Origin of the sequence: Enterobacter cloacae complex sp. SYL001 (genome assembly GCF_049237025.1) — a bacterium.
GTDB classification, from domain to species: Bacteria; Pseudomonadota; Gammaproteobacteria; order Enterobacterales; family Enterobacteriaceae; genus Enterobacter; species Enterobacter intestinihominis.
In genome coordinates this window covers 1-11,401 of the sequence record NZ_JBMKJI010000008.1, presented here as the reverse complement: position 1 = coordinate 11,401, position 11,401 = coordinate 1, and the positions used below count along the sequence as shown (strand labels likewise).

At 52.8% G+C, this 11,401-nt stretch carries 7 protein-coding genes and 7 tRNA genes; 12 read left to right on the top strand and 2 right to left on the bottom strand.

Annotation, left to right across the window (positions count from 1 at the left end):
• Positions 1-226: 226 nt before the first annotated feature.
• Positions 227-1,894 (bottom strand): glutamine--tRNA ligase, encoded by a 1,668-nt coding sequence (gene glnS, locus ACOTZP_RS10045; protein WP_015571127.1) that lies wholly within the window; start codon positions 1,892-1,894, stop codon positions 227-229.
• A 169-nt stretch (positions 1,895-2,063) separates the two neighbouring features.
• Positions 2,064-4,013: a PTS N-acetyl glucosamine transporter subunit IIABC gene (gene nagE, locus ACOTZP_RS10040; protein ID WP_022647444.1), complete on the bottom strand. Its 1,950-nt coding sequence runs from the start codon at positions 4,011-4,013 to the stop codon at positions 2,064-2,066.
• A gap of 325 nt (positions 4,014-4,338) precedes the next feature.
• Between nagE and nagB the strand changes: the two genes are divergently transcribed.
• The 12 genes from nagB (at position 4,339) to ACOTZP_RS09980 (ending at position 11,203) form a co-directional block, all read left to right on the top strand.
• On the top strand, positions 4,339-5,139 hold the full coding sequence (nagB, locus tag ACOTZP_RS10035; protein WP_003858663.1) for a glucosamine-6-phosphate deaminase: 801 nt from the start codon (positions 4,339-4,341) through the stop codon (positions 5,137-5,139).
• Between the two features lie 54 nt (positions 5,140-5,193).
• Complete coding sequence (gene nagA, locus ACOTZP_RS10030; RefSeq protein WP_003858664.1) at positions 5,194-6,342, top strand: N-acetylglucosamine-6-phosphate deacetylase; 1,149 nt, start codon at positions 5,194-5,196, stop codon at positions 6,340-6,342.
• Between the two features lie 8 nt (positions 6,343-6,350).
• Positions 6,351-7,571, top strand: coding sequence for a DNA-binding transcriptional regulator NagC (gene nagC / locus ACOTZP_RS10025; protein ID WP_022647442.1), 1,221 nt, complete (start codon positions 6,351-6,353; stop codon positions 7,569-7,571).
• A 45-nt stretch (positions 7,572-7,616) separates the two neighbouring features.
• The gene (nagD, locus tag ACOTZP_RS10020; RefSeq protein ID WP_003858667.1) at positions 7,617-8,369 is read left to right on the top strand and encodes a ribonucleotide monophosphatase NagD; all 753 of its coding nucleotides are present in this window, start codon (positions 7,617-7,619) and stop codon (positions 8,367-8,369) included.
• Between the two features lie 250 nt (positions 8,370-8,619).
• Positions 8,620-10,284: an asparagine synthase B gene (asnB, locus tag ACOTZP_RS10015; RefSeq protein WP_421633703.1), complete on the top strand. Its 1,665-nt coding sequence runs from the start codon at positions 8,620-8,622 to the stop codon at positions 10,282-10,284.
• 225 nt (positions 10,285-10,509) lie between these two features.
• Positions 10,510-10,586, top strand: a tRNA-Met gene (locus tag ACOTZP_RS10010).
• Between the two features lie 8 nt (positions 10,587-10,594).
• Positions 10,595-10,679 (top strand) — tRNA-Leu (locus tag ACOTZP_RS10005).
• Positions 10,680-10,702: 23 nt separating this feature from the next.
• A tRNA-Gln gene (locus tag ACOTZP_RS10000) sits at positions 10,703-10,777 on the top strand.
• Between the two features lie 32 nt (positions 10,778-10,809).
• Positions 10,810-10,884 (top strand) — tRNA-Gln (locus tag ACOTZP_RS09995).
• A gap of 17 nt (positions 10,885-10,901) precedes the next feature.
• A tRNA-Met gene (locus tag ACOTZP_RS09990) sits at positions 10,902-10,978 on the top strand.
• Positions 10,979-11,019: 41 nt separating this feature from the next.
• Positions 11,020-11,094: transfer RNA gene (locus ACOTZP_RS09985), tRNA-Gln, on the top strand.
• Positions 11,095-11,128: 34 nt separating this feature from the next.
• Positions 11,129-11,203 (top strand) — tRNA-Gln (locus ACOTZP_RS09980).
• Positions 11,204-11,401 lie beyond the last annotated feature (198 nt).

Sequence of the window (11,401 nt, the reverse complement as noted above, 5' to 3'; positions counted from 1 at the left end):
CGGGGGAATACGCTAATTTTCAGTAAGTAACATTGAGATTGAGAATATATTTTTCAGCGTTTTTGTTTTTGGAAAACAACAAACTTTTTTTAAATAAAATAAGTAGCACCACATTGACCTGGAATGTTGGCTTTAAAAGATTATCCCGATGCTTAACGACATGATCGTTAAATAAAAAAACGCCGCATTACGCGGCGTTTGTTTCTCATTGACCAGAGCAGCGTTATTATTCGCCGATCTTAGTCCAGGTATCACGCAGACCCACGGTACGGTTAAATACCGGTTTTTCTGCCGTGCTGTAACGACTGTCCAGGCAGAAATAACCCTCACGTTCGAACTGGAACGCTTTACCGGCTTCAGCGGCTTTCAGAGACGGCTCGGCATACCCCTGCTTGATAATCAGCGACTCAGGGTTAATAACCGCCAGGAAGTCTTCCGCTGCGCCTGGGTTAGGCACGCTGAACAGACGGTCGTAGAGACGGATCTCAACCGGCAGCGCATGCTGCGCGCTCACCCAGTGGATTACACCTTTCACTTTACGGCCATCCGCCGGATCTTTGCTCAGCGTTTCTGCGTCGTACGTACAGAAGATGGTCGTGATGTTACCTTCCGCATCTTTCTCTACGCGCTCGGCTTTGATTACATAGGCGTTACGCAGACGTACTTCTTTGCCCAGCACCAGACGCTTGTACTGCTTGTTCGCTTCTTCGCGGAAGTCGGCACGATCGATCCAGATTTCACCGCTGAACGGCACGTCGCGGGTGCCCATTTCCGGTTTGTTCGGATGATTAGGCATAGAGACCAGTTCGCTCCCGCCCTGCGGATAGTTTTCGATAACCAGTTTCACTGGATCGATCACCGCCATCGCGCGCGGCGCGTTTTCGTTCAGGTCTTCACGAATGCAGGATTCCAGAGACGCCATTTCGATGGTGTTGTCCTGCTTGGTGACGCCGATACGTTTGCAGAACTCACGAATGGACGCAGAGGTGTAGCCACGACGACGCAGGCCAGAAATGGTCGGCATACGTGGGTCGTCCCAGCCTTCAACGTGCTTGTCAGTGACCAGCAGGTTCAGCTTACGCTTGGACATCACGGTGTATTCCAGGTTCAGACGAGAGAACTCGTACTGACGCGGATGCACAGGAATGGTGATGTTATCCAGCACCCAGTCGTACAGACGACGGTTGTCCTGGAATTCCAGCGTGCACAGAGAGTGCGTAATGCCTTCCAGCGCATCGCTGATGCAATGGGTGAAGTCGTACATCGGGTAGATGCACCACTTGTTACCGGTCTGGTGGTGTTCTGCGAACTTAATGCGGTACAGCACCGGATCGCGCATCACGATGAACGGAGACGCCATATCGATTTTGGCACGCAGACACGCTTTACCTTCTTCAAAGCCACCGGCACGCATTTTTTCAAACAGCGCCAGGTTCTCTTCCACGCTACGATCGCGGAACGGACTGTTCTTACCGGGCTGAGTCAGCGTACCGCGGTATTCACGGATTTCGTCAGCAGAGAGCTCGTCGACGTATGCCAGACCCTTGTTAATCAGTTCAACCGCATAGGCATACAGCTGATCGAAATAGTCTGAGGAATAGCAGATATCACCAGACCAGTTGAAGCCCAGCCATTGCACGTCGTTTTTAATCGACTCAACGTATTCGATGTCTTCTTTTACAGGGTTGGTGTCATCGAAACGCAGGTTGCACTGCCCCTGGTAGTCTTGCGCAATACCAAAGTTCAGGCAGATCGATTTGGCGTGACCAATGTGCAGGTAGCCATTTGGCTCCGGCGGGAAACGCGTGTGGACTGTGGTGTGCTTACCACTGGCCAGATCTTCATCGATGATCTGACGAATAAAGTTACTCGGGCGGGCTTCTGCCTCACTCATCGTGGATTCCTCAAAGCGTAAACAACGTATAACGGCATATGATCTTATAAGCCGGACGTAGTGACAACCCTTAAAACGTCCCGGAAGAAAATAATGGGGGCAATTGCTGCAAAAAAAAGCGGCGGAGGATATCCCCCGCCGCTAAAGGCATAACTCTACTCAGGAGCGATTACTTGCCTTTAATCTCATACAGTGGCGTTTGGCCTGCAACTACCTGCCCCTGCGCCTGGATCACCAGACCGCTGAAGTCGTCGATGTTGCTGCACACTACCGGGCTTATCATGGAGCGCGCGTTGGCGTTCAGGAACTCCAGATCCATTTCCAGAATCGGCTGGCCTGCCGCCACTTCAGCGCCCTCTTCCACCAGGCGAGTAAAGCCCTGACCGTTCAGCGCAACGGTATCGATACCCATATGGACAACGATCTCCGCGCCTTTTTCCGTTTCCAGGCAGAACGCGTGGTTGGTGTTGAAGATTTTCACGATAGTACCGGCTGCCGGAGAGACCACGGTTTTGTCCGTTGGTTTCACCGCCACGCCATCACCGACCGCTTTGCTGGCGAACGCTTCGTCAGGCACCTGCTCAAGCGCAACAACGTCACCTGTCACCGGAGAAACCAGCGCAGCGATGGTCACCGCATTTGGCACAGCCTGCGGTTTTGCAACCGGCGCGTCAGCTACTGGCGCGTTATCCGTTGAGGCGGCAGCGACCGGCCCACGGGCAACCACTTTTTTCATTTCATCGCCGATAGATTCGGCTTTCGCACCCACGATAACCTGGATGGTTTGTTTGTTCAGCTTCACCACACCAGACGCACCAAGGCGTTTGCACATTGCATCGCTCACGCGCGCGGAGTCGCCCACGGTCAGACGCAGACGGGTAATACAGGCATCGATCGCTTTCAGGTTGTCGGTGCCACCCACAGCGGCAATATAGCTGGTTGCCAGCTGGGTTAAACCCTCTTCGGTATTGCTGTTGGCTTCACTGGTCACAACATCATCTTTCGTATCTTCGCGGCCCGGCGTCTTCAGGTTAAACATACGAATAACCGCGCTGAACAGAACGAAGTAGATAACGAAGAAGATCAGGCCCATCACCACCAGCATCCAGACGTTGCTGCTTGCCGCCGGCAGGTTGTACATCAACACATAGTCGATAGCGCCTGCGGAGAAGGAGAAGCCTGCATGGATACCCAGAAGGGTGGCAACGAACAGGCTGATACCGGTCAGGATCGCGTGCATCAGATACAGCAGCGGAGCCAGGAACATGAACAGGAATTCCAGTGGCTCGGTCACGCCGGTCAGGAAGGCGGTGATCGCAACGGACAGCAGCATCCCGCCAACCATTGGGCGACGCGCTTTCGGCGCAGCCAGGTACATTGCCAGCGCGGCGCCAGGCAGACCAAACATCATGATTGGGAAGAAGCCGGACATGAACATGCCCGCGGTGCCGTCACCTGCGTAGAAGCGGTTGATATCACCGTGGAATACCGCGCCAGCCGCGTTGGTGAACTCACCAATCTGGAACCAGGCGATGGTGTTCAGTACCTGATGCAGACCGGTTGGGATCAGCAGACGGTTAATGAAACCGAAGATGCCCGCGCCCATTGCACCCGCAGACACGATCCACTCGCCACCCGCATGGATAGCATGCTGAACCGGTGGCCAAACGTAGCCAAAGATGGCGGCGAGGATCAGACAGAAAAAGCCCGTCGCAATCGGCACAAAACGTTTACCGCCGAAGAAGCTCAGGAAGTCAGGCAGTTTGATACCCGCCCAGCGGTTGTACACGGCGCCACCGACCAGACCGGTAATGATACCCGCCAGTACACCCATGTTGATTTCCGGGTTGATGGTTACCATCGCTTTCGTGAGGATGAAGTAACCTACCGCCCCTGCCAGTGCCGCAGCACCGGCGCTGTCTTTTGACCAGCTTGACGCCACGCCGATGGCGAAAATCAGCGCAAGGTTGTCAAAAATGGCGCCGCCTGCCTGGGCAATAAACGGCACATTAAGAAGATCGGGTTGCCCGAATCGCAGCAGCAACGCTGCAACCGGTAGCACGGCGATAGGGAGCTGCAAAGCCCTACCGAGGCGCTGGAAAAAACCTAAAATATTCATCCTATTCCCCCTACGAGACCCTTTGTTAAGACTCGCGCATAAACTATGTTTTTATTGTGTCACGAACGATAGATACTGTTGATGATTCACTGGCAGTGTGAGTGTGTGAAAAATTAATTCGTATCGCAAATTAAACACCTATTTTTTGTGATTATTGTCACCAAATATCGTATTAAACCCTCCCTTTCACTGGCTAACCACGAAAACTTATTTTATCATTCAAAAAATCAAGACGGATTGATCCGGCCTGAAAGGTTCCAGGTTACGCTTAGTTCAGGTTGCACTAATCATCCGCCCACTTTTACTTAAACTTTAGAGGTGAATAATGAGACTGATTCCCCTGGCAACAGCTGAACAAGTCGGAAAATGGGCTGCTCGTCATATCGTTAACCGCATCAACGCGTTCAAACCAACAGCCGATCGTCCTTTCGTACTCGGTCTTCCAACCGGTGGTACTCCCCTGACCGCGTATAAGGCTTTGGTTGAAATGCACAAAGCGGGCCAGGTTAGCTTTAAACATGTTGTGACCTTCAACATGGACGAATATGTCGGCCTGCCAAAGGAACATCCGGAAAGTTACCACAGCTTTATGCACCGTAATTTCTTCGATCACGTTGATATTCCGGCTGAAAACATTAACCTGCTGAATGGAAACGCGCCTGATATTGACGCAGAATGCCGTCAGTATGAAGAAAAAATCCGTTCCTACGGTAAAATCCACCTGTTTATGGGCGGCGTAGGCAACGATGGTCATATCGCGTTCAACGAACCGGCATCTTCACTGGCTTCCCGTACCCGTATTAAAACGTTGACCCATGACACGCGTGTGGCTAACTCCCGCTTCTTTGACGGCGACGTCAATCAGGTGCCGAAATACGCGCTGACCGTGGGTGTGGGTACACTGCTGGATGCCGAAGAAGTGATGATTCTGGTACTGGGCGCAGTGAAAGCGCAAGCGCTTCAGGCTGCCGTTGAAGGCAACGTGAACCATATGTGGACGATCAGCTGCTTACAGTTGCATCCAAAAGCGGTTGTCGTGTGTGACGAACCGTCCACCATGGAGCTGAAAGTGAAAACGCTGAAATACTTCAACGAGCTGGAAGCTGAGAACATTAAAGGTCTGTAATTGAATAACCGCCTCTTTTATCAGGGGCGGTCGCTTTTTTAACCGGGGGTCGATATGTACGCTTTAACCCACGGTCGGATTTATACCGGCCATGAAATTCTGGATGACCATGCGATTGTAATCGCCAATGGCCTGATTGAACGTGTTTGCCCGCTGGCGGAACTGCCGCCGGAGATCGAACAACGTTCCCTCAATGGAGCAGTAATCTCCCCCGGTTTCATCGACGTACAGCTTAACGGCTGCGGCGGTGTCCAGTTTAACGATACCGCAGAGGCGGTAACGGTTGAAACGCTGGAAATCATGCAAAAAGCCAACGAGAAATCGGGCTGCACCAGCTATCTGCCAACGCTGATTACCAGCAGCGATGACCTGATGAAACAGGGTATCCGCGTCATGCGCGAATACCTGGCAAAACATCCGAATCAGGCGCTGGGTCTGCACCTGGAAGGACCATGGCTGAATATGGTCAAGAAAGGCACCCATAACCCGAACTACGTGCGCAAACCGGATGCCGAGCTGGTGGATTACATGTGCGCCAATGCCGATGTGATCACCAAAGTGACGCTGGCACCGGAAATGACCGGCACGGACGTTATCAGCAAACTGGCCGCCGCCGGGATTGTGGTATCTGCGGGCCATTCGAACGCGACGCTTAAAGAGGCGAAGGCCGGTTTCCGCGCAGGTATTACATTTGCCACACACCTTTATAACGCGATGCCGTATATTACCGGTCGCGAACCGGGACTGGTTGGCGCAATTCTGGATGAACCAGACGTCTACTGCGGCATTATCGCCGACGGCTTGCATGTCGATTACACCAACATCCGCAACGCCAAGCGCCTTAAAGGCGACAAGCTCTGCCTGGTCACGGATGCTACCGCTCCGGCAGGAGCGAATATTGACCAGTTCATTTTTGCTGGTAAAACAATATACTACCGGAATGGACTGTGTGTGGATGAGAACGGCACGCTGAGCGGTTCTTCTCTGACGATGATCGAAGGGGTACGTAACCTCGTTGAACATTGCGGCATTGCGCTTGAGGAAGTGCTGCGCATGGCCACGCTTTATCCGGCGCGCGCTATTGGCGTCGATAAACAGCTCGGCGGTATTGCGCCAGGTATGGTTGCAAACCTGACGGCGTTCACACACGATTATAAAATTATTAAGACCATCGTTAATGGTAACGAGGTCGTCACTGAGTAAGTAAAAGTATGACACCAGGCGGACAAGCTCAAATCGGTAATGTCGATCTCGTTAAACAACTTAACAGCGCGGCAGTTTATCGCCTGATTGACCAGCACGGGCCAATCTCACGCATTCAGATAGCCGAACAAAGCCAGCTTGCTCCCGCCAGCGTGACAAAAATTACACGTCAGCTTATTGAGCGCGGCCTGATCAAAGAAGTGGATCAGCAGGCCTCCACCGGCGGCCGCCGCGCGATTTCCATCGTCACTGAAACCCGCAATTTTCAGGCCATTGGCGTTCGCTTAGGCCGTCATGACACCACGCTTACGCTCTACGATCTGAGCAGCAAGGCCATTGCCGAAGAGCACTACCCCCTTCCTGAGCGCACACAGGAGACGCTCGAACACGCGTTACTGAATACCATCGCGCAGTTTATCGAAAGCTGTCAGCGCAAGATCCGTGAACTCATCGCCATCTCGGTGATTTTACCCGGTCTGGTTGACCCGGAAAGCGGCGTTATTCGCTACATGCCGCACATTAAGGTAGAGAACTGGGGGCTGGTTGAGGCGCTGGAAAAGCGCTTCAAGCTGACCTGCTTTGTTGGTCACGATATCCGCTCACTGGCGCTGGCGGAGCACTACTTTGGTGCGAGCCAGGACTGCGAAGACTCTATTCTGGTGCGCGTTCACCGTGGTACAGGTGCGGGTATCATCTCGAATGGCCGCATTTTTATTGGTCGTAACGGTAACGTAGGCGAGATCGGTCATATCCAGGTGGAACCGCTTGGCGAGCGCTGCCACTGCGGTAACTTTGGCTGTCTTGAAACCGTTGCCGCCAATGCCGCCATTGAACATCGCGTCCGCCACCTGCTGGAGCAGGGTTATCAGAGCCGCGTCACGCTGGGCGACTGTAAGATCGGTGCCATCTGCAAAGCGGCAAACAAAGGCGATGCGCTGGCCTGCGAAGTGATCGAACAGGTAGGACGCCACCTGGGTAAGACCATCGCCATTGCCATCAACCTGTTTAATCCGCAAAAAGTGGTGATTGCCGGCGAGATCGTTGAAGCCGAAAAAGTATTACTGCCTGCCATTGAAGGCTGCATCAATACCCAGGCGCTGAAGGCATTTCGCCAGAATTTGCCGGTGGTGCGATCTACGCTCGATCACCGCTCGGCAATTGGCGCATTCGCCCTGGTAAAACGTGCCATGCTCAACGGGATCCTGCTGCAACATTTGCTGGAATCCTGATCGGACCTTATAGTAACGCCTTCTTTTTTTGATGTCGGATTGTCCATGACCATTAAGAATGTAATTTGTGATATCGACGGCGTGCTAATGCACGACAACGTTGCCGTGCCAGGTGCTGCGGAGTTTCTTCACCGCATCATCGACAAAGGAATGCCACTGGTTCTTCTCACGAACTACCCTTCACAGACTGGTCAGGATCTGGCAAATCGCTTTGCTACCGCGGGTGTCAACGTCCCGGACAGCGTGTTTTATACCTCTGCGATGGCGACCGCGGATTTCCTGAAGCGTCAGGAAGGCAAAAAAGCCTACGTGGTTGGCGAAGGCGCGCTGATCCACGAGCTGTATAAAGCGGGCTTCACCATCACCGACGTGAATCCGGACTTTGTCATCGTGGGCGAAACGCGCTCCTTTAACTGGGAGATGATGCATAAAGCAGCCTACTTTGTCGCCAATGGTGCACGTTTTATCGCCACTAACCCGGATACGCATGGTCGTGGTTTTTATCCCGCCTGCGGTGCGCTGTGCGCCGGTATCGAAAAAATCTCGGGCCGTAAGCCGTTTGTTGTCGGCAAACCGAGCCCGTGGATCATCCGCGCTGCACTGAATACGATGCAGGCACACTCAGAAGAAACCGTCATTGTTGGCGACAACCTGCGCACCGATATTTTGGCCGGCTTCCAGGCCGGGCTTGAAACCATCCTGGTGCTTTCTGGCGTTTCACAGCTTGATGACATTGATACGATGCCGTTCCGGCCAAGCTGGATTTACCCCTCTGTCGACGAAATCGACGTTATTTGATTCAGAACCACGCCTCAGGGCGTGGTTTTTCATTTCTGCTGCCTGAAAATATCACTTCATCTAACGAAATCAGCTCTTCATTGAGAAATCATCAATAGAATGGCTTAATGCATACTCTTTTTTTAAGATTCGGCAATTGCCATTGCACTTTTTACGTTTTCATCGGTAAAACGCTTGCGCCCCCTCCCCTTTTTGCGGCATTTTCATAAGCAAGCAACATCACAACGCAACAGGGTTAACGGAGAAGGTTATGTGTTCTATTTTTGGCGTACTGGATATTAAAACTGACGCGGGCGAACTGCGTAAAAAAGCACTCGAATTGTCCCGCCTGATGCGCCATCGCGGTCCGGACTGGTCAGGCGTTTACGCCAGCGATAAAGCGATTCTGGCTCACGAACGTCTTTCCATTGTTGATGTCAACGCTGGCGCACAGCCGCTGTATAACGAGAAAAAAACGCACGCGCTTGCTGTTAACGGTGAAATTTACAACCATCAGGCGCTGCGCGCTGAGTACGGCGATCGCTATGCGTTTCAGACCGGCTCAGACTGCGAAGTGATCCTGGCGCTGTATCAGGAGAAAGGCCCGGAGTTCCTCGACGACCTGCAAGGTATGTTCGCCTTCGCGCTGTACGACAGCGAAAAAGACGCTTACCTGATTGGCCGCGACCATATTGGTATTATCCCGCTGTACATGGGACACGATGAACACGGTAACTTCTACGTTGCCTCAGAGATGAAAGCCCTGGTACCGGTGTGCCGCACCATCAAAGAGTTCCCGGCAGGTAGCTACCTGTGGAGTAAAGACGGCGAGATCCGCCCGTACTACCAGCGCGACTGGTTTGATTATGAAGCGGTGAAAGACAACGTGACGGATAAAGCCGAACTGCGTCAGGCCCTAAAAGAGTCAGTGAAAAGCCACCTGATGTCAGACGTACCTTATGGCGTACTGCTCTCCGGCGGTCTGGACTCCTCCGTGATCTCCGCGATTACCAAGAAATTCGCCGCACGTCGCGTGGAAGATCAGGAGCGCTCTGAAGCCTGGTGGCCGCAGCTGCACTCCTTTGCCGTGGGTCTGGAAGGGGCACCTGACCTGAAAGCCGCCCAGGAAGTGGCGAACCATCTCGGCACGGTGCACCATGAAATTCACTTCACCGTACAGGAAGGTCTGGATGCGATCCGCGATGTGATCTATCACATTGAAACCTATGATGTGACCACCATTCGCGCCTCCACGCCGATGTATTTGATGTCGCGGAAGATCAAAGCGATGGGCATCAAGATGGTGCTCTCCGGCGAAGGTTCTGACGAAGTGTTTGGCGGTTATCTCTATTTCCACAAAGCGCCAAACGCCAAAGAGCTGCATGAAGAAACGGTGCGTAAGCTACAGGCGCTGCACATGTTTGACTGCGCGCGCGCCAACAAAGCGATGTCCGCCTGGGGTGTGGAAGCCCGCGTGCCGTTCCTCGATAAGAAATTCCTCGATGTGGCGATGCGCATCAACCCGCAGGACAAAATGTGCGGCAACGGCAAAATGGAGAAACATATCCTGCGTGAATGTTTTGAATCCTACCTGCCGGCGAGCGTGGCGTGGCGTCAGAAAGAGCAGTTCTCGGATGGCGTGGGTTACAGCTGGATCGACACTCTGAAAGAGGTGGCGGCAAAACAGGTTTCTGATCAACAACTGGAAACTGCGAGCTTCCGCTTCCCGTACAACACGCCAGCCTCGAAAGAAGCGTATTTGTACCGTGAGATCTTTGAGGAGCTGTTCCCGGTTCCAAGTGCAGCCGAGTGCGTACCGGGTGGTCCATCGGTCGCCTGCTCTTCTGCTAAAGCCATTGAATGGGATGAATCCTTCAAAGCCATGAACGATCCGTCAGGACGCGCAGTGGGCGTTCACCAGTCTGCCTATAAATAATGTTCAGAGTATCATCAGGCCCTCCGGGGCCTGATTTTTTTTCCTCTCTTTTCCCCGCATAAAATCGATTAATAACCAATAATTGTCGAATATTCGGCCTCGCTGTTCGCAACCTAACCAAACAGTCACATTCCGGCTATTTTCATTGAAAAAGGTGTTGACGCTGCAAGGGTCTATACGCATAATGCGCCCCGCAACGCCGATAAGGTAACGCGAAAAAAAGATGGCTACGTAGCTCAGTTGGTTAGAGCACATCACTCATAATGATGGGGTCACAGGTTCGAATCCCGTCGTAGCCACCATCTTTTTTGCGGGAGTGGCGAAATTGGTAGACGCACCAGATTTAGGTTCTGGCGCCGCAAGGTGTGCGAGTTCAAGTCTCGCCTCCCGCACCATTCCCAGGTAAGCGTTGCACGGATGGGGTATCGCCAAGCGGTAAGGCACCGGTTTTTGATACCGGCATTCCCTGGTTCGAATCCAGGTACCCCAGCCATATTTCTTCGATCATGCGGTTCTCCGCGGTATTGGGGTATCGCCAAGCGGTAAGGCACCGGTTTTTGATACCGGCATTCCCTGGTTCGAATCCAGGTACCCCAGCCATCGAAGATTGCAGTACTGGCTACGTAGCTCAGTTGGTTAGAGCACATCACTCATAATGATGGGGTCACAGGTTCGAATCCCGTCGTAGCCACCATATTTATGTTATCGAATACGATTCGGTAAACTGAACATTGTTGGGGTATCGCCAAGCGGTAAGGCACCGGATTCTGATTCCGGCATTCCGAGGTTCGAATCCTCGTACCCCAGCCACTTTAAAGTCGTTAAGCAGTTTGTTTAACGCAATTGGGGTGTCGCCAAGCGGTAAGGCTCTGGTTTCTGATACCAGCATTCCGGGGTTCGAATCCCTGCACCCCAGCCACTTAAAACAAACAAGCCCGCTCTGCGGGCTTTTTTGTTTTTGTTGCTCAGAATAGTGCGGCCTGATGCCCTCACCCTAACCCTCTCCCACGGGGCTGAGGGATCCCCAGTAATTTTTTTATGCAGAAGCAATAAAGGTGCTTTCTAAATGACTGAGGGCTGTCAGCGATGCCCTGGTCCGGCTGTAAATCGCTGAGGC

What these genes read in the sequence shown, in the direction of transcription:
- glnS (WP_015571127.1), bottom strand. Translation starts at nt 1,894, where the DNA reads ATGAGTGAGGCAGAAGCCCGCCCGAGTAACTTTATTCGTCAGATCATC.
- nagE (WP_022647444.1), bottom strand. Translation starts at nt 4,013, where the DNA reads ATGAATATTTTAGGTTTTTTCCAGCGCCTCGGTAGGGCTTTGCAGCTC.
- nagB (WP_003858663.1), top strand. Translation starts at nt 4,339, where the DNA reads ATGAGACTGATTCCCCTGGCAACAGCTGAACAAGTCGGAAAATGGGCT.
- nagA (WP_003858664.1), top strand. Translation starts at nt 5,194, where the DNA reads ATGTACGCTTTAACCCACGGTCGGATTTATACCGGCCATGAAATTCTG.
- nagC (WP_022647442.1), top strand. Translation starts at nt 6,351, where the DNA reads ATGACACCAGGCGGACAAGCTCAAATCGGTAATGTCGATCTCGTTAAA.
- nagD (WP_003858667.1), top strand. Translation starts at nt 7,617, where the DNA reads ATGACCATTAAGAATGTAATTTGTGATATCGACGGCGTGCTAATGCAC.
- asnB (WP_421633703.1), top strand. Translation starts at nt 8,620, where the DNA reads ATGTGTTCTATTTTTGGCGTACTGGATATTAAAACTGACGCGGGCGAA.